The 21,213-nt window shown below is 75.5% G+C and carries 14 protein-coding genes and 1 pseudogene; 9 read left to right on the top strand and 6 right to left on the bottom strand.

Going from position 1 to position 21,213, the window contains the following annotated elements; genetic code table 11:
- The 3 genes and pseudogenes from FRAQA3DRAFT_RS12785 to cobJ all read left to right on the top strand — a co-directional run.
- Positions 1–836 (top strand): annotated as a pseudogene (locus tag FRAQA3DRAFT_RS12785) (nitrite reductase); the annotation flags it as partial.
- 11 nt (positions 837–847) lie between these two features.
- Positions 848–1,489 (top strand): precorrin-8X methylmutase, encoded by a 642-nt coding sequence (locus tag FRAQA3DRAFT_RS12780; protein WP_157467333.1) that lies wholly within the window; start codon positions 848–850, stop codon positions 1,487–1,489.
- A gap of 152 nt (positions 1,490–1,641) precedes the next feature.
- Positions 1,642–3,207, top strand: a complete 1,566-nt coding sequence (gene cobJ, locus FRAQA3DRAFT_RS12775) for a precorrin-3B C(17)-methyltransferase (RefSeq protein WP_369809461.1) — start codon at positions 1,642–1,644, stop codon at positions 3,205–3,207.
- Here cobJ and FRAQA3DRAFT_RS12770 read toward each other — a convergent pair.
- Together FRAQA3DRAFT_RS12770 and cobM are read right to left on the bottom strand one after the other, a co-directional pair.
- Positions 3,192–4,025, bottom strand: a complete 834-nt coding sequence (locus FRAQA3DRAFT_RS12770; protein WP_009739446.1) for a cobalt-precorrin-6A reductase — start codon at positions 4,023–4,025, stop codon at positions 3,192–3,194. The two genes, cobJ and FRAQA3DRAFT_RS12770, sit on opposite strands and share 16 nt — an antisense overlap.
- Positions 4,022–4,837, bottom strand: coding sequence for a precorrin-4 C(11)-methyltransferase (gene cobM / locus FRAQA3DRAFT_RS12765; RefSeq protein WP_009739445.1), 816 nt, complete (start codon positions 4,835–4,837; stop codon positions 4,022–4,024). Before cobM ends, FRAQA3DRAFT_RS12770 begins: the two co-directional genes overlap by 4 nt.
- 496 nt (positions 4,838–5,333) lie before the next feature.
- On the opposite strand from cobM, the gene FRAQA3DRAFT_RS12760 reads away from it, so the two are divergent.
- Positions 5,334–5,984, top strand: a complete 651-nt coding sequence (locus FRAQA3DRAFT_RS12760; protein WP_009739444.1) for a hypothetical protein — start codon at positions 5,334–5,336, stop codon at positions 5,982–5,984.
- A gap of 7 nt (positions 5,985–5,991) precedes the next feature.
- Here FRAQA3DRAFT_RS12760 and FRAQA3DRAFT_RS12755 read toward each other — a convergent pair whose 3' ends face one another.
- Positions 5,992–6,774, bottom strand: coding sequence for a DUF3710 domain-containing protein (locus FRAQA3DRAFT_RS12755; RefSeq protein WP_009739443.1), 783 nt, complete (start codon positions 6,772–6,774; stop codon positions 5,992–5,994).
- Between the two features lie 197 nt (positions 6,775–6,971).
- On the opposite strand from FRAQA3DRAFT_RS12755, the gene FRAQA3DRAFT_RS12750 reads away from it, so the two are divergent.
- Both FRAQA3DRAFT_RS12750 and FRAQA3DRAFT_RS12745 read left to right on the top strand, forming a co-directional pair.
- Entirely contained in the window at positions 6,972–7,553 is a 582-nt protein-coding gene (locus FRAQA3DRAFT_RS12750; RefSeq protein WP_009739442.1) for an NADAR family protein, read from the top strand.
- An 81-nt stretch (positions 7,554–7,634) separates the two neighbouring features.
- Positions 7,635–8,891 (top strand): DUF5925 domain-containing protein, encoded by a 1,257-nt coding sequence (locus FRAQA3DRAFT_RS12745; RefSeq protein ID WP_009739441.1) that lies wholly within the window; start codon positions 7,635–7,637, stop codon positions 8,889–8,891.
- A gap of 64 nt (positions 8,892–8,955) precedes the next feature.
- Here the strand turns inward: FRAQA3DRAFT_RS12745 and FRAQA3DRAFT_RS12740 are convergent, their stop codons facing one another.
- The gene (locus FRAQA3DRAFT_RS12740) at positions 8,956–9,369 is read right to left on the bottom strand and encodes an SRPBCC family protein (protein WP_009739440.1); all 414 of its coding nucleotides are present in this window, start codon (positions 9,367–9,369) and stop codon (positions 8,956–8,958) included.
- A gap of 379 nt (positions 9,370–9,748) precedes the next feature.
- On the opposite strand from FRAQA3DRAFT_RS12740, the gene FRAQA3DRAFT_RS12735 reads away from it, so the two are divergent.
- Positions 9,749–11,356 (top strand): carboxyl transferase domain-containing protein, encoded by a 1,608-nt coding sequence (locus FRAQA3DRAFT_RS12735; RefSeq protein WP_035922855.1) that lies wholly within the window; start codon positions 9,749–9,751, stop codon positions 11,354–11,356.
- Positions 11,357–11,439: 83 nt separating this feature from the next.
- Complete coding sequence (locus tag FRAQA3DRAFT_RS12730; protein ID WP_009739438.1) at positions 11,440–13,971, top strand: biotin carboxylase N-terminal domain-containing protein; 2,532 nt, start codon at positions 11,440–11,442, stop codon at positions 13,969–13,971.
- 76 nt (positions 13,972–14,047) lie between these two features.
- Here FRAQA3DRAFT_RS12730 and FRAQA3DRAFT_RS12725 read toward each other — a convergent pair whose 3' ends face one another.
- Positions 14,048–16,021: a toll/interleukin-1 receptor domain-containing protein gene (locus FRAQA3DRAFT_RS12725; RefSeq protein WP_232292031.1), complete on the bottom strand. Its 1,974-nt coding sequence runs from the start codon at positions 16,019–16,021 to the stop codon at positions 14,048–14,050.
- Positions 16,022–17,091: 1,070 nt separating this feature from the next.
- On the opposite strand from FRAQA3DRAFT_RS12725, the gene FRAQA3DRAFT_RS12720 reads away from it, so the two are divergent.
- Positions 17,092–18,420: a UbiA family prenyltransferase gene (locus FRAQA3DRAFT_RS12720; protein ID WP_009739436.1), complete on the top strand. Its 1,329-nt coding sequence runs from the start codon at positions 17,092–17,094 to the stop codon at positions 18,418–18,420.
- Here FRAQA3DRAFT_RS12720 and FRAQA3DRAFT_RS38245 read toward each other — a convergent pair.
- Positions 18,387–21,203 carry a helix-turn-helix transcriptional regulator gene (locus FRAQA3DRAFT_RS38245; protein ID WP_009739435.1) on the bottom strand — a complete coding sequence of 939 codons (2,817 nt, stop codon included), beginning with the start codon at positions 21,201–21,203 and terminating at the stop codon, positions 18,387–18,389. The two genes, FRAQA3DRAFT_RS12720 and FRAQA3DRAFT_RS38245, sit on opposite strands and share 34 nt — an antisense overlap.
- Positions 21,204–21,213: the final 10 nt, after the last annotated feature.

The raw sequence follows: 21,213 nt of genomic DNA, 5'->3' as shown, positions 1-21,213 counted from the left end.
CCGCCGGGCGGGACCGCCTGCTCGCCGCAGCCGCCGCGCAGGTCCCGCGTGCCGCCGCGGCGTCCGGTGGGAGCGCAGACTGGCCCGCCGGCGACGGGCCGGGCCGCGCCGGGGATGCCGTCTCGACGGTCGAGGTGGACCCGACCGGCATCGGGGTCGCAGCCGGTGTCGGGATCGACGGCGGACCGCCGGGTGCCCGGCCGGGTCGGCACCACCAGCGGGACGGTCGCTGGGCGTTGACCGCCCTCGTTCCGCTCGGGCGGCTGCGCGCCGACCAGCTCGACCTGCTCGCCGCGGTCGCCGACGCCGACGGTGACGGCCGGGTGATGGTGACGCCGTGGCGGTCGGTCGTGCTGCGCGACCTCGACCTCCCGGCCCTGGCGGGAGCCTCGGACCGGCTGGCCGCCGCGGGTCTCGTGGTCGACCCGGATTCCGGGTGGGTCGGCGTCACCAGCTGCGCCGGGCGGCCTGGCTGCGCTCGGGCGCTCGCCGACGTACGGCGCGACGCCGGCCGGTCGGCCGAGGTACCGGGTTCCGTCCGCCGGCCCGGTCCGTCGGCCGGCGACACGCCGCGCCGCCGGGAGCCGCTGTCCGTGCACTGGTCGGGCTGCGCTCGCCGGTGCGGCCAGCCGGCCGGCGAGGTGGTCGAGGTCGTCGCGGACGCCGCCGGCTACCGGATCCGTGGCGGACCCGGCACGGCGTTGCTGGTGCCCTGGTCGGACGGAGGTGGCCCGGGCGACCTTCTGGCCGCCGGGTGGGGCGTGCTCGTCGACGCGGTGGCGGCACGACGGTCGGTTGCCCGGCGGCGGTGCCGGGACGGACGGGAGGCTCGTTGATGGAGGTGGCGATGGCGGGAACGCCGCGGCCCGACTACGTCCGGGACGGCGCGGAGATCTACCGTCGTTCGTTCGCGACGATCCGGGCCGAGACCCGTCTCGACGGGCTGCCCGCCGACGTCGCCCGCGTCGCCGTCCGCATGATCCATTCCTGCGGCATGGTCGACCTCGTCGACGACCTGGCCTTCAGCCCGGGGGTCGTCGCCGCGGCGCGGGCGGCCCTGCTGGCCGGCGCGCCGGTGCTGTGCGACGCCCAGATGGTCGCCGCGGGGGTAACCCGCCGCCGGCTGCCCGCCGGCAACGACGTGCTGTGCCTGCTCGGCGATCCGCGGGTGCCGGGCCTCGCCGCCGAGCTGGGCACGACCCGCAGCGCCGCGGCGATCGACCTGTGGGCCGACCGCCTCGCCGGCGCCGTCGTCGCGATCGGCAACGCCCCCACCGCCCTGTTCCGGCTGCTGGAGCTCGTCGCGGCCGGCGCGCCACGGCCGGCGGCCGTCCTCGGCGTGCCGGTGGGCTTCATCGGCGCGGCCGAATCGAAGCAGGCGCTCGCCGACGATCCGGCGGGCCTGGAGTTCCTCGTCGTGCACGGCCGGCGCGGCGGCAGCGCGATGGCCGTCGCCGCCGTGAACGCGATCGCTAGCGAGGAAGAGTGAACGACTCGCGTGAGCCCGTGATCGACCCCGTGACCGAGCCGGCGACGGTGCCGGCCGGGGCGGAGGCCAGCGTGGCGGGGGCCGGCGTGGCGGGGGCCGGCCCGACGGGCCGGTTGTGGGGGGTCGGGGTGGGACCGGGTGATCCCGAGCTCATGACGCTGCGGGCGGCCCGGCTCATCCACGACGCCGACGTGATCGCCTACCACAGTGCCCGGCACGGCCGCAGCATCGCCAGGTCGATCGCCGCGGCGCACCTGCGCGGCGACCAGATCGAGGAGGCGCTGGTCTACCCGGTCACCACGGAGACGACCAGCCATCCCGGCGGCTACCGGGGGGCGATCGACGAGTTCTACGAGGACTGCGCCAAGCGGCTGGCGGTCCACCTCGACGCCGGCCGGGACGTCGTCGTCCTCAGCGAGGGCGACCCGTTCTTCTACGGGTCGTTCATCCACCTGCACCGTCGCCTCGCCGACCGCTACCCGACCGAGGTCGTGCCCGGGGTGACGTCGTTGTCGGCGGGCTGCGCGGTGCTCGGCCGCCCGCTCGTCGAGGGCAACGAGGTCCTCACCGTCCTGCCGGGCACACTGGCGCCGCGGACCCTCGCCGAGCGCATCGCCGGCACCGACACCGCGGTCGTGCTCAAGATGGGCCGGACCTTCCCCGGGGTCCGCGACGCCTTCACCGACGCCGGCCGGCTCGCCGACACCTGGTACGTCGAGCGGGCGACGACCGCCGGCCAGCGGATCGCCCCGCTCGGCGAGGTCGACCCGGCGACCGTGCCCTACTTCTCCCTGGCCGTGCTGCCGAGCCCGGTGCGCGGCCCGGACGATCCGGCGCCGCTGCGCGCCGGCCAGGCGGACTGGGTGCTCGCGGGCGCCGCGAGCCGGCCGGGGCCGTCCGCCTCCGCTCCCGTCGGGATCATCGACCGCACCGCGCCGGCGGTCGAGGAGCCCGCCGTGGAGCAGCCCGCGGGCGAGGTCGTCGTGGTCGGGCTCGGCCCGGGTGCGCAGGGCTGGTTGACCCCGCAGGCCGCCGCCGCGCTTGCCGCCGCCGACGACCTCATCGGCTACGGCCCCTACCTGGATCGGGTCCCCGCCGATCCGCGCCAGCGCCGGCACCCGTCGGGCAACACGGTCGAGGCGGAACGCGCCGAGCTCGCCCTGGAGCTGGCCGCCGCCGGGGCGAACGTCGCGGTGGTGTCCTCCGGTGACCCCGGCGTCTTCGCGATGGCGACCGCGGTCGTCGAGGCCGCGGCGCAGCAGCGTTTCGCCCACGTCGACGTGCGGGTCGTGCCTGGTCTGACCGCAGCCCAGGCGGTGGCGAGCCGGGTCGGCGCGCCGCTCGGCCACGACTTCTGCGTGCTGTCGCTGTCCGACCGGCTCAAGCCGTGGGAGGTCATCGAGCGGCGGCTGCGCGCCGCCGCGGCGGCCGACCTCGTCCTCGCGATCTACAACCCGGCGTCGCGGACGCGGCGCGAACAGCTCGACCGTGCCCGCGCGGCGCTGCTGGAGCACCGCGCGCCGGACACCCCGGTGGTGATCGGGCGCGACGTCGGCGGCCCCACCGAAACGGTCACCGTGACGACCCTCGGCGACCTCGACCCGGCCGGAGTCGACATGCGCTGCCTGCTGCTCGTCGGCTCCTCGACGACGCGGATCGTCCGCCGCGGCACCGGTCGCGACCTCGTGTTCACCCCGCGCCGCTACCCGGCGCCGTAGGCCGGGCGGCCCCCGGCCAGCCAGGCGTGCGCGGCCTCGACGGTGTCGACGACGGCGACCCCGCCGGGAACGGGCGGGCGGTCGACCATGATGACGGGCAGGCCGAGGTCGCGGGCGGCGGCGAGCTTGGCCGCCGTCATCGTGCCGCCGCTGTCCTTGGTCACGACGACGTCGATGGCGTGGCGGCGTAGCAGCGCCGTCTCCCCGGCCACGTCGAACGGCCCCCGGTCCAAAACGACCGTCAGCCGCGGCGGCAGCGTGCCGGTGGGCGGGTCGACGCAGCGGGCGAGGAACCAGGGCCGGTGCAGCCCGGCGAACAGCGCGAGGTCGGTACGCCCGGTGGTCAGGAACACCCGCGGCGCCCGATCGGACCCGCCGGCCCCGTCCTGCCCGGCCCGCCGGGCCGGCACGAACCGGTCGACCAGGTCCGCCGCGGCGGGCAGCGACGGGACCCGGCGCCAGTCGTCGCCGGGCCGCTCATGCCAGCCGGGGCGGTGCAGGACCAGCAGCGGGACGCCGGTGGTCGCCGCGGCCGCCGCGGCGGAGGCGCTCATCCGGGCGGCGAAGGGGTGGGTGGCGTCGACCATCGCGTCGATGCGTTCGGCGCGCAGCTGGTCGGCGAGGCCGGTCGGACCGCCGAACCCCCCGATCCGGACCCGGCAGGACGGTGGCACCTGCGGGTCGCGCACCCGGCCGGCGAGCGAGTAGACGACGTCGAGCCCCGCGTCGGCGGCCAGGGCGACGGCCAGCCGGCGGCCCTCGCCGGTGCCCCCCAGCAGCAGCACCCGCCGCGGCTTGCCTCCCGCCGCAGCGGTCATCGCGGCTCGGCCGGGTCCAGGTCCCCGGGCACCGACGACCAACCCGTGGCGGGCGCCGGCTGGCAGCCGTCCGGGGCGAAGCGCTGCGGCGAGTACAGGAAGCTGTCGCGGAAGCCCGCCGCGGCCAGCGCCCGACCGATGATGATCACGGCGGTCTTCGTCAGGCCGGCGGCCCGGGACTGCGCGGCGATGTCGGCGAGCGTGCCGCGCAGCACCACCTCGTCCGACCGGCTGGCCCACGCCACCACGGCCGCCGGACAGTCCGGCCCGTAGTTGGGCAGGAGCTCGTCGACCAGCGTCTCGATGCGGTGCACGGCCAGGTGCAGCACGAGCGTCGCCCGGGACCGGCCGAGGGTGGCCAGGTCCTCGCCGGGCGGCATCGGGCTGGACAGCACGGCGGTGCGGGTCAGCACGACGCTCTGGGCGACGCCGGGAACCGTCAGCTCCCGGCGCAGCGACGCGGCGGCGGCGGCGAACGCGGGCACGCCCGGGGTGACGTCGTAGGGGACGCCCGCCGCGTCCAGCCGGCGCATCTGCTCGGCCAGGGCGCTGTAGAGGGACGGGTCGCCGGAGTGCAGGCGGGCGACGTCCTGTCCGGCGGCGTCGGCGGCGCACAGCTCGGCCGTGATCGCGTCGAGCGTCATCCGGGCCGTGTCGACGAGCCGCGCGCCGGGCGGGCAGTGAGACAGCAGTTCGGCGGGGACGAGGCTGCCCGCGTACAGGCAGACCGGGCAGGCGGCGATCAGGTCCCGCCCACGCACGGTGATGAGGTCGGCCGCGCCCGGCCCCGCTCCGATGAAGTGCACGGTCATCCGCGCTCGCCTCCCTGGGCCCCGTGGTCGGCCGCCGCGCCGCGGTGGGCGGCGACGGTGGTGGGCTTGGGAGCGTGGCCCGCGGTGCCGGCGGGCCGTCGCGGGGCGCTCGGCACAACGGGCAACGCTAGCAGCCCCGACGCGGCGGATCCGCGGATCGCCGGTCGTCGAGGCGCCGGCGCAGGAAAGAAGCGTGACGCCGACCAGAACGGCATAGGCGGCGACTTCCGAATCGGTCGTCAGCATATGGTTATCGCTGTACACCGGTGCGACCGCCTGGAGGATCTCCCTCACTCCGTGAGTGGACGACGGCGGTGCCGCCGAACGCTCCCGGAACGGTACGATGGCCGAGGAGCCGGTTTTCGGCGAGTCGGCGTGGGCTCGGCCCTGCCGCGGTTCCGGGTCTGATCGGCCGTGGCGACGCTGACTCCCGCCGATTCGGCGGAATTCGCCCGAGCTCGCCGAAATGCCGCCAGCGCGACCATGACGGGGTGTCGTGCCCCTGGTTCTGGATACGCTGGCACACGTGGACCGGATCGCCGCGCGTGCCGCGCTCCAGCAGCGCAGGGCGGAACTCTACCGAGCGGCGGCCGATCTTTTCGTCGATCTCCGCCTGGACGAGATCTCCCTTCGGGACATCGCGGCCCACGCCGGCATGGAACCGGTCGAGTCGGCCCGGGACTACCTTGCCGGGACGCTGGAGCGGGACGCGTGGGAGGTGCCTCTCTCCGTGCTCGTCGACGAGTTCTTCCGCGTCATCAACAGCGCTGTGGCGAATGCGGGCCCTTCGGCGGAGGAGAGATTGTCGGCGCTCGTCCGCGGCACCATGAGCTACTATCTTCGCTATCAGACGAGCGCATTGTTGCTCCGTTATCGGACGATCATGCGGGTGGGTGAGCGGTTCTCGATCGGGGAGCAGGTGGTCGAGCGCGGTGCCAGCCAGCTGTTCGGCGAGATCATCCAGCAGGGGGTGCGGGAGGGAGTGTTCCGCACGCCGTTCCCGGCCGACGCGCGGCGCAGCATCGAGGCGGCCGGCACGGCGGCGCTGGAGTGGTACGACCACGCGGGCCCCGTCCCGCCCGACGAGCTGATCGAGCGCTACGTGCGCGTCTCGCTGGCCACCGTCGAGTTCACCGGCCTGCGCTGAACGGGCGTCAGGCGTGCGGCCGTGGCCGGCCCAGGGTCATGATCTCGGGAGCCGCTCGCTGGGCCGGGACCTCGACGATGCGCTCGCCCATCCGGTCGGGCGGGATCAGCGGGATCGGGTCGCGGACCGGCATCGGCGCGCCCCCCCGCACGACGACCGTCGCGGCGAGGAGCTCGTCGAGCGCGGGTGCCGCCGCCGGATCCGTGGCCGCCGGCCCGGTGAAGACCGCGCAGAGGAACCATCGCGGCCCGTCGACGCCCACGATCCGGGCGGGAATCGGGCCGGACCCGTAGTCGATCGGCAGGTGCAGCTCGGGGCCGCGTGGACCCGGCCGGCAGGCGTCCGGATCGTCCGGCGCCGTCGCGGCCAGCAGGTCCTCGCGGATCGTGGCCCACAGGTCCTGCCCCCGCGGCGCGGCCAGCACGGACAGCTCCAGGGTGGAGGAGCCGTCGGTCGCGACCAGCGCCGGCACCGGCCCGTCGAGCGACAGCCGGATCCAGGTGCCCGTGACGCGCGGGATCAGCAGCGCGCCGAAATCCGCCCGCTGCCGGCCGTCGTCGGGCCGCGCGGCGACGTCGTAGGGCCCTGCGACGTCCGGGGGCTCCGCGCCGTCTCGGGCGTTCGGATCGTCGAGGGCGTCCCCTCCCGCGGGGGCGTCCGGGTGGTCGGGGGTGCCCAGGTGGGCCCCGGGCGGTGGGTCGGCCTCCTTGTGCGCGGCGCCGATCCGCCCGGGCTCGCCGGCCCGCGCGGCGTCGCGTCGCCGTCCGTGGATGAGTCGCCCACCGAGCACCGCCGACCACCTCCTTCCCGGAGCTTGAAGCGAGTCCTCCCGGAGCTTGAAGTGAGTGGGGCGTGACGCCGGGTAGGCGCGCCGAGATTCTCGCGGGAAGGCCGCGCGCCCGCGCCAGCTTTGCGGCTCTCGTGACCTTTCGCCTTAAAAACCCGGAAAGGTGCATCCGACGGGCTGTGATCTGCCAACCTCGGCGTGTGCTCTCGACCTGCGGTCCGCCGCGCTCCCTCGAGGACCTGCGCCGGCTCGAACGCCAGGCGGCACCCCTTCGGTTCAGGTTCTTCTGGGGCCAGCGCCAGGCCGTCGCCGACGGCACGGGAGCGGGTTGCCTGAGCCTGCGGTGGCCGGCCCGCTTCGCCGTCGACGGTGTCGACTACCCCAGCGCGCAGCACTACGTGCTGGTGCGCAAGGCCCGGCTGTTCGGCGACCACGCCACCGCGGAGACGGTGCTCGCGCTGCCGGCGCCGATCCCGCTGGCCGCCGTCGGCCGGCGGATCCGGGGCTTCGACGAGACGGTGTGGGACCGCCACCGCTACGCCGTCGCCGTCGCCGCCAACTCCGCGAAGTTCGCCCAGAACGCCATCCTGCGCACCTACCTCACCGGCACCGCCGGCCTCGTCCTCGCCGACACCAGCCCGCGGGACCGGATCTGGGGGATCGGCTGCGACCGTGACGACGATCGGGCCAGCCGGCCGAGCGCCTGGCCCGGGCGCAACCTGCTCGGCTTCGCCCTGATGGAGGTCCGAGACGCCCTGCTGACGCCGGTCGCGGCGAGGTGACGTGCCCCGAACGGCGTGACGTCCCGGGATAATCGCGCAACGGGATGGTCGAATCCCGGCGAGTCCGGGACCATCGAGGGCGTGTCAGTTCCCAATCAGAAGGCGTCGCTGCCCAAGTCCTGGACGGTCTCCGAGTCGCTGAGCGGGGGGATGAAGCTCCCGTTCGTCGTCGGCCTCGACGACTCGGACACCCCGTACGACGTCGTCGACGCGCTCGCGCTCGCTCCCTTCACGACCGGTGAGCAGCCGTGGGCCCGCAGTGCGCGGGTGGACCGGCTCCGCCCCGGAGCGACCCTGTTGCCTTCCGGAGCGCGAGTGCTGCGCTCCGTCGTGGAAGAATCTCGTGACTCCCGCCTGGCCGTGGGGGAGGGCTGGACGGTGCGGTCCGTGCGCTGGCGCGGTGGCGGTGGCGAGGTCACCGTGACCGCGGTCAGCGAGCAACTCGCCCGGGGCGTGCTCGAGGACGTGCTGCGCTCGTCCGCGGCCGAGACCGGCTCGGACAGCTCGGTCAGCATGGGTTTCTGGTACCTGTCCGGCCAACGCGGGCCGATCCGGACCAGCCGGCGGACCGCGACGACGAAGTGGTCGTCGATCCGCGGCAACTATGCCTCCGAGGCTCGGGACTCCCTCGACAAGCTGATGTCGGTCCGCCGCGACAACGTGGTCGGCCGGCTGATCCTGCTGCACGGCCCGGCCGGGACCGGGAAGACGACGGTGCTGCGCGCGCTGGCCAACGAGTGGCGCTCCTGGTGCCAGGTCGACTGCGTGCTCGACCCGGAGTCGCTGTTCGCCGACCCGGCCTACCTGATGGAGGTCGCGATCGGCTTCGACGACGACGGGGACCCCGACAGCGACTCCGGCGACTCCGGCGACTCCGGCGACCTCGGTGACGCCGACGGTGCCGCCGTTGGCGACGGCGGCGGGGACGGCGGCGGCGAGGGGGATCGGCTGGGTCAGCCCGCCGTCCGCCGCTGGCGGCTGCTGGTGATCGAGGACTGCGACGAGCTGATCCGCGGGGACGGCCGCGGCTCCGCCGGGCAGCAGCTGTCCCGGCTGCTCAACCTCACCGACGGGCTCGTCGGCCAGGGCCGTGAGGTGCTCGTCGCGCTGACCACCAACGAGGACCTGTTCCGGCTGCATCCCGCCGTCGTGCGGCCGGGCCGATGCCTGGCGCAGATCGAGGTGGGCGCCCTGCCCCACGCCGAGGCCGTGTCCTGGCTCGGCTCGACCGACGGGGTCGGTTCGACGATGACGCTCGCGGAGCTGTTTGCCCTGCGCGACGGCCGCGGCCTGCCCCGCCCCAGCGGCACCGACACCCGCCACGGCCTGTACCTGTGAGGTGTGGGCCGCCCGGGTACGCCCGGGCGGCCCAGCCACCCGTTGCGGCACCCCGCCAGCCCGGTCAGGTCCGCGGCGGCGGGTCCGCGTGCACCAGGCGGCGCAGGGCGACGCGGGCGAGCGGGGCGTAGGCCAGCAGGACGGGTAGCGGCCCCCGCAGCCGCAGCCAGGTGGAGGTGCCGCCGTCGAGGCAGGGGTCGACGCCGTGGTCGAGGGTGAGCCGCAGCGGACCGAGCGTCACCCGCCAGGACCAGGTCCGGGCCAGCTCGTCGACGGCGGTGACGACGAAGCCGGCCGCGGGCGGCAGGAAGGACCGGACCTCGCCGGTCATCCCGGGATGGATCCGGGTGTCCCCGCCGTCGACGCGGACGCGCAGGACCTGCGGCGCCCAGGCCGGCCAGCGGCCCGGCTCGGCGTAGCGCTCCCAGCTTTCCGTCACCGGCGCCGGCCCCGACGCCTGGAGGAACAGTGCGGCCACGGCAGGCAACGCTAGTGTGCCGGCGAGCGTCCTTCACGGTGGGCGCCGGAGATCCCGACACCCGGTCGGCGGGATCGTACCGAGCGACCGCCGAATCGAGCTATCGCCGCTAAGGTAAGCCGCAGTGGGGTCAACCGGTGCATTTCAGATCGATAGTGGGTAGGGCGATCGGCGGGTCCGATTGCCGCAGCCGGGGCGTCGGCGTAGGTGCGGCCGCGTTCCGGTACGACATCGGACGTCTCGGGTTGGTGCGCGCCGACCTGGGGAAACGTCGAATTTGGCAACCTTGTGTTCAGCTTTGTGGGGAGTGATTGTGACGGCGGTGCCTACCGGATCCATCGCCGGACGGCGGTCCGCCGAGGTGCGCCGCGCCTCGGCGATGCCGGTCCTGACCAGCCGGGTCGACGCCACGGGCGAGCAGGCCCGGCGTAATGCCGAGGGGCACTGGCACGCCGTGACCGATCTGCAGGAGCGGCTCGCGGTCGCGGCCGTCGGCGGCTCGGAGCAGGCCCGTACGCGGCACGTCGCCCGTGGCAAGTTGCTGCCACGGGACCGCGTCGACGCGTTGCTCGACCGTGGCAGTCCCTTCCTGGAACTCTCCCCGCTCGCCGCGAACGGGCTGTACAACGATCCGGTGCCGGGGGCGGGCATCATCACCGGAATCGGGCGGGTCGCCGGTCGGGAATGCGTCGTCGTCGCCAACGACGCCACCGTGAAGGGCGGCACCTACTACCCGCTGACGGTAAAGAAGCATCTGCGCGCCCAGGAGGTCGCGCTGCACAACCGGCTGCCCTGCATCTATCTGGTGGATTCGGGTGGCGCCTTCCTGCCGTTGCAGGATCAGGTCTTCCCGGACCGGGAGCATTTCGGGCGCATCTTCTACAACCAGGCACGGATGTCGTCGCTCGGCATCGCCCAGATCGCCGCGGTGCTCGGGTCCTGTACGGCCGGCGGCGCCTACGTCCCCGCGATGGCGGACGAGGCGGTCATCGTCCGCGACCAGGGGACGATCTTCCTGGGCGGTCCGCCGCTGGTGAAGGCCGCGACCGGTGAGGTGGTGACGGCCGAGGAGCTCGGCGGCGGCCTGCTGCATGCGCGCACCTCGGGGGTCACGGACCACCTCGCCGAGGACGACCCGCACGCCCTGCGGATCGTCCGGTCGATCGTCGCGAACCTGGCGCCGCGCGCGCCCCGGCCGTGGGCGGTGGAGCCGGCCGAGGAGCCCGCCGTGGACCCGGCCGGCCTGTACGCCGCCGTGCCGACGGATTCGCGGACGCCGTACGACGTGCGGGAGGTGATCGCGCGGATCGTGGACGGGAGTCGGTTCGCGGAGTTCAAGCGGGAGTACGGGTCGACGTTGGTGACCGGCACGGCGCGGTTGCATGGTCATCCGGTGGGGATCGTGGCGAACAACGGGGTGTTGTTCGGTGAGTCGGCGCTCAAGGGGGCGCATTTCATCGAGTTGTGTGATCAGCGGGGGATTCCGTTGGTGTTCCTGCAGAACATCTCGGGGTTCATGGTGGGGCGGGAGTACGAGGCGGGGGGGATCGCCAAGCACGGGGCGAAGATGGTGACGGCGGTGGCGTGTGCGCGGGTGCCGAAGTTCACGGTGGTGATCGGTGGGTCGTTCGGGGCGGGGAACTACTCGATGTGTGGGCGGGCGTACTCGCCGCGGTTTCTGTGGATGTGGCCGAACGCGCGGATCTCGGTGATGGGTGGGGAGCAGGCCGCGGCGGTGCTCGCCGCCGTCCGCCGGGACCAGCTTGCCGCGGCGGGGGTCGACTGGAGCGACGCCGACGAGGCCGCGTTCCGGGCGCCGGTCCTGGACCGTTACGCGGAGCAGGGTAGCCCCTACTACTCGACGGCCCGGCTCTGGGACGACGGAGTCATCGATCCGGTCGACACCCGTATGGTGCTGGGCCTGGGTCTGTCGGTGGCCGCGAATGCCCCGCTGGAACCGGTCGGCTACGGTGTGTTCCGGATGTGAACGGGTGGGCGACGGACGTGGTCGGCGGCCGCGATCCGGGTGTCCGGCCGGCGGTGAGGGGAGTGCAGACGTGAGGATCAAGGGTGTCAGCCGCTGACCTGTCCGCCTGGAACCATGTGACCGGCCAGCCGGGAGCCGCCGGGGCCGGTGGCGGCGGCGAGCCGGGCGGGCCGGGCGGGACGGCGACGGCATCCGCCGCGGCCGGCGCGGGCGCGATCGCCACGGGCGCCATCGCGCCCCGTGAACCGGCGCCCGCGCAGCGCCGGACCGGACCCGGCCTGCCCCCGCGGGTCCCCGGGGTGCCGGGTCTGGCGTTCTCGTCCGTGCTCGTCGCCAACCGCGGCGAGATCGCCGTCCGGATCATCCGCACCCTGCGCGATCTCGGCATCCGCTCGATCGCCGTCTACTCCGACGCGGACGCCGGCGCGCGCCACGTCCGCGAGGCCGACGTCGCGGTCCGGCTGGGGCCCGCGCCGGCCCGGGAGAGCTACCTGGACGTCGACGCGGTCATCGAGGCCGCGCAGGTCTGCGGCGCCCAGGCCATCCATCCCGGGTACGGTTTCCTCGCCGAGAACGCGGCCTTCGTCCGGGCCTGCGAGGCCGCCGGGCTGTTCTTCATCGGCCCGTCGGCCGCCGCGGTCGAGGTGATGGGCGACAAGATCGTCGCGCGGCGGACCGTCGCGGAGGTCGGCGTGGCGGTGGTACCGGGGCGGTCGTCGCCCGCCATGAGCGACGCCGCGATCACCGAGGCCGCGGGCCAGCTCGGCTACCCGGTCCTGGTCAAGCCGTCGGCCGGCGGTGGCGGCAAGGGCATGCGGGTCGTGCGCGCACCGGGGGAGATGGCCGCCGCCCTCGTCTCGGCCCGCAGGGAGGCCGCCGCCGCCTTCGGTGACGACACCCTGTTCGTGGAGCGGCTCATCGCCCGGCCCCGCCACGTCGAGGTGCAGGTGCTCGCCGACGCGCACGGTACCGTGCTGCACCTGGGGGAGCGCGAGTGTAGCCTGCAGCGTCGCCACCAGAAGATCATCGAGGAGGCGCCGTCGCCGCTGCTCGACGCGCGCACCCGGGAACGGCTCGGCGCCGCGGCGGTCGCGGTGGCCGGCGCCGTCGGCTATGTCGGCGCCGGCACGGTCGAGTTCGTCCTGTCCGCCGACGCGCCCGACGAGTTCTACTTCATGGAGATGAACACCCGCCTACAGGTGGAGCACGCCGTGACCGAACTGGTCACCGGGGTGGACCTGGTCGCCGAGCAGATCCGGATCGCGGCCGGGGAGCCGCTGCGGTTCGGCCAGGCCGACGTCCGCCTCACCGGCCACGCCGTGGAGGCCCGCGTGTACGCGGAGGACCCCGCGCGCGGCTTCCTGCCGACCGGCGGGCACATCCTCGACTTCCGCGAGCCCGCGGGGCCCGCCATCCGCGTCGACGCCGGCATCGCCGCCGGCGACACCGTCGGCACCGCCTACGACCCCATGCTCGCCAAGATCGTCGCCTGGGGGCCCGACCGGCCGGCCGCGATCGCCCGGCTCGACGCCGCTCTCGCCGCCACCGTCCTGCTCGGCGTCACCACCAACATCGGTTTCCTGCGGTCGCTGCTCGGCCATCCTGATGTCGTCGCCGGCCGGCTCGACACCGATCTGGTCGAACGCGACCTCGCCGCGCTCACCGCCGACGAGCTGCCCGGCGAGGCCATCCTCGGCTACGCGCTGGCCCGGTTGCTCGCCCTGCAGCCGGTCGGCCCGCTCGTCGACCCGTGGGACCTCCCCTCCGGATGGCGTCCCGGCGAGCCTGCGTGGCTGAGCTGGGACGTGCTGATCCCGGGCGGCGGCCCCGGCCTGGCGGGCGGCGGCGGCCCCGGCGGCGACGACCCAGCCGGCGGTGGCGCCGGGGGCGGTGGCGCCGACGGCGCCGCGCCCGGATCCGGCGCAGGGTCCAGTCCCGGCGGATCCGAGCCGGCCGGCCCGGCGGCGGGCGGCAATCCGGTCGCGGCGGCGGGTTCCGCCGGCGGCGGTACCGCGCTCGGCCCGCGGGCGGCGACCGTGCGGGTCAGCGCCCGCGGCACGCCGGCCGCCGCGCGGGTCCGCCTCGCCGACGGGCCGCCGGTCGCCGCATCGGTGCGCCAGGTCGGCGACGACCTGCTGGTCACGATCGGCTCGGTCACCACCCGGTGGGCGTTCGCGTGGGCGGCGACCGAGGGCGAGCAGGACCCGGCGGACCCGTCCACCGGGGCCGGCGCCCGCGGCCCGATCACGGCCGCGGTGGGACCGACCCCCGCCGGTGAGCTGCTCTGGCTGGGGCGGGACGGCCGGGCCTGGGAGTTGGCCGAAGCGGTTCCCGTGGCCGGGGCGGACGTGGCCTCGGCGCTGGGTGGCCAGGCGCGCAGCCCCATGCCGGGCACGGTGATCGCCGTCCTCGTCGAGCCGGGTATGACCGTCACCGACGGGCAGTCGCTGGTCGTGGTCGAGGCGATGAAGATGGAGCATCCCGTCTCGGCGGCGGCCGCCGGCGTCGTCGCCGAGGTGCTGGTCCGCCCCGGCGAGCCCGTCGCCCTGGACCAGGTCCTGGCGGTCGTCTCGCCGCTGCAGGATCCCGCGGACCCGACCGCCGAGGTTCCCTGACCGGGACTGCCGCGGGCCCCTGACCGGACCGTCGTCGACGCCCGCCCGGACCGTCGCCGACGCCCGCCCGGGAGGACTACCGCGGCTGGTGTCCGATGGTCCCGTCGCCGTCGCGCAGGGCCGTCATCCGGTCGACGAGCGTCGCTCGGGCCTCATCCTCGCCGAGCCCGACGAGGTCCACCGTCTCGACGTGGGCCAGCCAGTCCGGCGGATCGCAGCGTTCGACCCGGATCGTGACCAGCCGGCGGCCGCAGGCGGCGTCCGCCGCGGGGAAGGCCTCCCGCCACCCGGCGCTGCTCTGCACCTCGGTGAGGTAGGCGGGGGAGAGCACGACGAGCGTGCGCGGCACCTGGGCGACCGCGTCCGCCAGCGAGATGGCCGTCCCCAACCCGCTCGGTTCGTCGGGGTTGTCGGGGTCATCGAGGTGCGGCAGGACGCGCCAGCCCGCCGCCTCCAGATGCCAGCCGATCCAGCTTGCCCACTCGGCGTCGGCCCGGGTGTGTGAGAGCACCACGTCGACCGCAGAGCCGTCCGCAACGCCGCCCGCGCGGCGCGGGGATGCGCCGGGACCACCGGTCGTGCTGTCCGCGGGTGTCCTGCTGGGCGTGCCGTTCGCGGCGCCGGCGACCAGGGGCTCGGGGGGTGCGTCGCCGGGCTCGTCCGCGCCGGGCCGCTGCGGCCCCTGCCGCTGCGGGCCCTGGCGCTGCGGGCCCTGGCGCTGCGGGTCGGGCTGTTCGGGGTCGGAGTGCTCGGGGTCGGAGTGCTCGGGGCCGTGCCGCTCCAGGCCGTGCTGCTCCAGGCCGTGCTGGTCGAGGCCGTGCTGGTCGAGGAAGACGGCGGCGGCGTTCGCGGCGAGACGTAGGAACCAGCCTCGGTCCTCCTCGCGGGTCGACGCCCGGCCCAGGCAGGTCAGCGCGCAGGCCAGCACTGACAGCGGCAGCTGGTCGCGCCACTGCTCGACCAGACCCGCCGCCCGCGCCCAGTCCTCCCCGGCGGAGCGGACCTGGTCGATGAACAGCCACAGCCACCGGGGCACGAGCGCCCCGTCGAGGTCCGGGTCGAGCAGCAGGTCGATGGTGGCGGTGCGCTGGGCCGGGGACAGCTCGACCAGCGTCCGGGCGAGGACGTGCAGCACGAGATGGGTGGGATCGCGGGTGAGCACGGCGTCGGCGGCGTAGCGCGACAGGTCGATCAGCTGGAAGGCCGTGCCCGCGTCGCGCACAGCGGTCGGGATGAGGATGTTCTCGACGTGCAGGTCCCCGTGAGCACGCCCGACGAACGTGGGCAGCCTCACGCCGGCGGTCCGGCTCCCGTCCAGCACCAGGGCGAACGGGTTGGGCAGCGGACGATCCTCATCCTCGACGGTGACGGTGCGCCCGGCGTGCGCGGCGGCGAGGCGGTGCAGCCGGCTGCCGGGGGCGAGCCGGTCGCCGAGCTGGCGGCCGAGGATGGCCGGCACGTCCATCGAGGGCAGCCGCGTCGGCCCCGCCCATTCACCAAGGACCGACCGGACGACCGCGCAGCTGACCTCGGCGAAGGCGGCGGCGTCGGCGGCCGGCCGGGGGAAGGCGGGCTGCGGGCCCCAGGGCCGGGCTGGCGCGGTCCCGCGGGCCGGGCGGGGCGGATGGAGGACGGTGTCCAGCAGCGTGTGCAGGGTGATCGGGTCGCGCAGGCTGCCGCCGGCCACCCGCTGGAAGACGAACCAGCGCCCGTCGCCGACCGGGATGGGCTGGTGGACGGGCTCGGTGAGGTGCTGGCGGGCGAAGTCCGGGGACTCGGCCAGCGCTCGCCGGTGGTGGGCGAACTCGCCGGGTCGGGGATCCTCCATGGTGCCCGGCGCCCGGTCCAGCTTCATGATCAGCTGGCGGGCGCCCCCGTGGGGATCGTCCTCCAGGACGGCGGCGACCAGGGCGGCGGATCGGCCGCCGGTGAGCCAGCGGACCAGCCGAAAGGTGATTTCGGTCTGGGAGCACCACTGCCGCAGCGCGGTCACGGCGGCGTCGTCCAGCTCGGTCTGCAGCGGCTCATCCAGCCAACGGGAAGACACCATGACTCCTGGGAACACGTGTTCGCGGATTGCGGGATTGCTTCCTGGTGAGGCGAACTGGCCCGGGCACCGGTCATGCGGCCACCCATGACCGGCACCGGACCACCTGCGGCGATGGGTCGGGCGATGCGTGCGCCGACTGGCAAGTGACGCGCCGAGAATACCGCCCGGGAACTCGGTTGCCGCCGGCGACCGACGGGTGGACCGTTTCGACGCTAACTGCGGACATGGCCGCTGGCCGCTGTTTCGCCAATACGTGACGGCGGTGAGAGCCCGGCGTAACGGCGGCGCGACCGGTCGTGCGGCCGCGGTTCGCTTTCCGGCGCACCGTATACAACGCGTCCGCGGGCGAGCGGGATGCTCTCCGCCGATCCCATCAGGCTGGCCGCCGCCCCGATCCGCCGTTCGCCACGTCGGTCCGTCGCGTACGACGTTGTACGGATTTCCCGTCCAGGTCTTTCCGGTTAGTCCGGCACGCGGTTATCTGGGAGCCGCCGAAGGGCTGCGGCCGCCGCCGCCACATGATCTGCACCCCGGCGGCCAGCGGGGGTGGCTGGTCGACGACCGCGCCCTCGGCTCGCCGCCGGAGCGGACCTGCCATCGGGGGGAGGCCCGCTCCGGCGGCCGCCGCTGCCGCCGCCGCGACGTTGTCCCGGCGCGCGCCGACCGGACCCCGCCCATCCGCGACAATGCGCCTCCGCGGCCGTCACCGCGCGCCCCCTCGCGTGAATCCGCGCCGTTGAGGCGGCCCTTCCAGCGTGATGTCGGGCCGGGCATTGCCGGGATGCCCACGGTTTCCTTCGGCCGCGCCCCGAAGCCGGCGGCCCGGCGCTCGGCGGACGATCGGCGGCGCGCATCGTAGCGGTCATCTTACTGGAATACGGATCGGTCCGCTGCCACTTCCGGTCGGCCATACACCGGGTGTCACATCGCGCACTCGCCGCTGCCTGTACGACCTTGTACGGCGATGCGCGACTGCCTTTTATCGGCGTCCCGAATGGGTTTTTCTCGACAGGCTGCGATCGTCCGTGAGCGCAGTGCTCAGGGGACGCGAGAAACGATCGTGAGGTCGGATGGGAAGCCGTGTCGCTGGAGCGCCGGCGGGCCGGGCAGAGGCGGCGCGGCGGGACCGGACCGCGGTCCGCCGCCTGGTGGACGTGCGGGCGCTGACCCGGCCGGGAACCGCGCTGGCGGACGCCGTCCCGTTCGCCGTCGGCGGCCTCGCGCTGCCGGATCCCCGGGTCGGGGCGGTGCTGCTGCTCACTCTCGCCGGGGCGCTGCTGTCGGTGTACGGCCGCCTGCTCGACGCCGTCGCCGGTCTCGACGCCGACCGGATCAACCCGGCACGCCGGGACAGCCCTCTCGTCCAGGACCGGGTCGCGCCCGGCTGGGTCGCCGGATGGGCGGTGCTGGCAGGGGCGGCCGTGGTGGGCGGCGGCTGGTTGTGGGCGGCCTGCCTGCCCGCCCGGCTCGGCTTCGTGGCCGCCGTCGGCCTGCGCGCCTGGCTGGCCCTGGCACGACGGCCGGCGCGGGGCGTGCCATCGCTGCGCTGCCTGCTGGTCGCGGCCACGGTCGCCGGCGGCCTGCCGCTGGGCGTCGTCGCTGCCGGGGGCGAGGTGGGCTCGGGCGTACTCCTGCTCACCGCGGGGTTCGGCCTCGCGATGATCGTCGCCGGTCTTGCGGTCGCGGACCTGCGTGATCTGCCCACCGACCGGGTCGCGGGGCGGCGGACGCCGGCCCTGGCCACCGGCGTGCGCCTGCGCCGACCCCGGGGTTTCGTCTTCCCGCGGCGGTACGTGGCGATCGTGCTCACCGCGCAGGTCGGGATCGTCGCCGTCGTGTCCGCGGCGAGCGGGCTCGCTCTTGCCGCCGACGCGGACGGCGTCGCCGTGGTGCCGGCCGTGCCGGGGAGCTCGGCCGCCTCCGTGCCGCCCGGCCCGCCCGGCGGCCAGGCGTCCCTGGCCGGGCGCGGGCTTGCCGCGGCGGCGGCCGTCGTGGCCGCGCTGGTCGCCACCGCCGGCCTGGTCCGGCTGATCCGCTCGGGCGCTCCCGGCCTCGACCCGATCCGGTCGCCTCGCTCCCGCGGCGGCGGCTTCGTCCTGGTGAACCTGCTCGCCTGCCAGCTGGCGAGCGTCGCCTGGCTGCTGACCGAGCCGGCCGGGCTACCGCTGTGGGCCCTGGTGCCCGCCCTGGGCGGCTGGGCGGTCGGGTTGCCGCTGCGGCTGTTGACCGGGCGGGATTTGGCTGGGCGGGATTTGGCTGGGCGGGGTGGCGAAGGGTGCGCCCGGGTGCGGATGGGCGGCACGGCTGGCGTCCCGGCGCTGCCCGCCGGACCGTCCGCGGACGTATCGGCCGCGGACGTATCGCGTCAGGACGACGGGGAACGGCCGACGAGCCGCTGAAGCCGCAGCGTGGTCCCGTGCTCCGGGCCCAGCACCCGCAGGCTGCGCCGGTGCGCGTCCCCCACGTCGGTGCGCGCCGCGGCGAGCCGGCCGAGCTCCTGGTTGATCTCGCCGTGCAGGCAGATCGCCGTCAGGGTGCGGGGATGATCGGGACCCAGGACACGCCGGCAGGCCGCCACCAGCTCGGCGGCCGTCCGCGCGGCCCGGGTGTCCTCGCCGCGGCGATGGTCGAGCCGGGCCAGGTGGTAGCGGGTCACCAGGGTCGCGGGGTGCTCGGGCCCGAGGGTGTCGACCCGGTCCGTCCACACGGCGCTCAGCATCCGTTCCGCCGCCGCCCACTGCCGCTGCTCGACGAGCACATCAGCGATGTTGTTGCGGGTGGTGAGGGTGTCGCGGTGGCGGTGGCCGAGGACCCGCTCCCGGCTGGTGAGCGTCCGCGTGAACCAGCCGAGCGCCTCCCGGTGGCGGCCCGACTCGCGCAGGGTGCGGCCCAGGTAGTGCTGCGTCGTCAGGGTGTCGGGGTGGTCCGCGCCGAGGACCCGTACCCGGTCGTCGAGGACGGCCCGCAGCCCCTCCTCCGCGTCGCCGGGCCGGCCCTGTGCGGCGCGCACCCGGTACAGGTCATGGGCGGTGGACAGCACGTCGGCGTGGTCGTCGCCGAACAGCCGCCGGCCGGTGAGCAACACGGCCTCATACGCCTCGGCGGCCTCGGCGAGGCGTCCGGTCGCGCGCAGGAAACGGGCGGCCAGCGTCGCGGGGACCAGCAGCTCCGGCGGCAGCCGCGCCTCGGTCAGCTCGGGCAGTCCCCACCGGCGCCGTGCGCGTAGCATCGCCAGGCCCGCGTCCGCGTGCCCGGTGAGCATCGCCCAACGAGGCCAGGTCTCGGGGTCGCGCGGGTCGAGCCGGCGGGCCGCGTGGACCAGCAGCGCGGTGATCGTCTCCAGGTAGTCCTCGACCCGGCCGGAGACGTGCGCGGCCCGGCCGAAGCTGTCCCGCACCAGCGGATGCAGCCAGATCTGGTGCGCCACGCCCGCGCCGATCGACGCCGGCGCGCGCGCGTCGGCCGGGTCGAGGGTGTGCTCGATCAGCCCCTGGCCGGCGAGGGCCCGCACCAGCCCCCACAGCTCGGTCACCTGCAGGTTGGTCGCCTGCAGATCGTGGAACAGGGGCGAGGTGGTGAGCACCTCGGCGGTGAGCAGCACGTCGACGGGGATGGGATCGCCGCCGAGGCAGGCGAGCAGGGTCAGCAGCGGCCGGGCCCCTGCCTGCCCGCGGGCGGCGAGCAGGTCCAGCGAGAGCTCCCAGGTCGGCCCGACGAGCTCGCGCTCCCGGCGGCGCCCGGCCGCTCCCGCCGGCGCGCCGGACACCTGGCCCTCCACGCCGATGCCGCCGGCCGGGGGGCCGGCCGGGGGCTGGGCGTCGGCCGGGGCCTGGGTGTCCGTCGGGGTGTCCGGGGGCTGCGGCTGGGGGCACGGGGCCGTGGCCCGTGGGCCCGCGCCGTCGAAGTCCGGCAGCAACGACCAGGGCCCACTCGTGCGCAGGGCCTGTTCGTACGCCGGGTAGGACCGGGGGACGGCGGAGCCGCCGAAACCCGGTGGCATCCGCCGCGCCTCGGCGAGGAACTGGCCGGCCAGTGAGAGCGCCAGCGGCAGCCCGCCGAGCCGGTGGCCGAGGCTCTGCGCGGCCTGCGCAGATCCCGGGGCATCACCCGCCAGGTCGCGCAGCGCCTGCCCGGCGTCGTGGTCGGTGAGGGGACCGAGCCGGTGCAGGCGTATCCAGGGCGGGGTCCGGCCGCCGGCCGCGCCCAGCGACCAGTCCGCGCCGTCGCGGGTGGTCACCACGACCATGCCCTGAGGCCGGGGAAGCGGGCGCAGCCAACCGGTGCCGTCAAGCACCTCGCCGCCGGGCGGACCCAGGTCGCCGGCCGGATCGTCGGCGTTGTCGATGATCAGCAGCCATGGTTGGTCGACGGCGCCGAGCAGGCGCCACACCAGGTCGGGCAGGCTGGCCCGCCGCAGTTGATGATGGGTGGCGCCGAGCTCGACGGCGAGCGCACCCATCGCCGCGGACACCGCGCCGGGACGCGTGGCGCTGATCCACCAGGTCCGCACGCCGCGGTCGAGCGCGGTCGCGGCGAGGGCGAGGGCCACGGTGCTCTTGCCGATCCCGCCGAGTCCGTGCAGCACGTGCACCCGGCCGCGGACTCGGCTGTCACCGTCCGGCCCGGCGGTGTCGCTCCCGGCGGCGGGCAGCAGGCCGGTCAGCAGGGCGAGGAGCTCGCCGCGGCCGCGCACCGCCGGCAGCCGATCCAACCGGGCCACCGGCGGCGCGATCGTCAGGGTCGCCGCGGTCTCGTCGCCGCGGGCCGGGTCGGCGGGTGTCCGCGGGGAACCGCCGTCGCCGAGCCGCCGGCCGGCGACACGGCCGTCGCCGAGCCGCCGGCCGGCGATGGCGCCGGGGTCCCACCCGCCACGGACGGCGCCCCGTTCGTCGTCGCCGGAGCCCCGGCGGGTGCGCCGGATCCGGCTCCAGGTCTCGACCCAGCGGTGCAGCTCGGCGGGATCGGTCACCCCGCAGGCGCGCAGCATGTTCTCGACGAGGTGCGCCGGCTTCAGCCCCGGCAGGTGGGACCCGCCGAAGTAGCCGCCGACCGTGCTGGCCGGGACGTTCACCTTCCGGGCGACGTCACGCACGCTGAGCCCCGCCCGCTCCCGCACGACCGTCAGTGCGCGGCCGAATTCCGCGCAGGTGGTGACGGCGGCCAGGTCGATCTCGTCAGACACGCGCGTACCT

Source organism: Frankia sp. QA3 (assembly GCF_000262465.1).
Classification (GTDB): domain Bacteria; phylum Actinomycetota; class Actinomycetes; order Frankiales; family Frankiaceae; genus Frankia.
The sequence above is the reverse complement of the archived record's forward strand: the minus strand, read 5'-3'. Positions and strand labels throughout refer to the sequence as shown.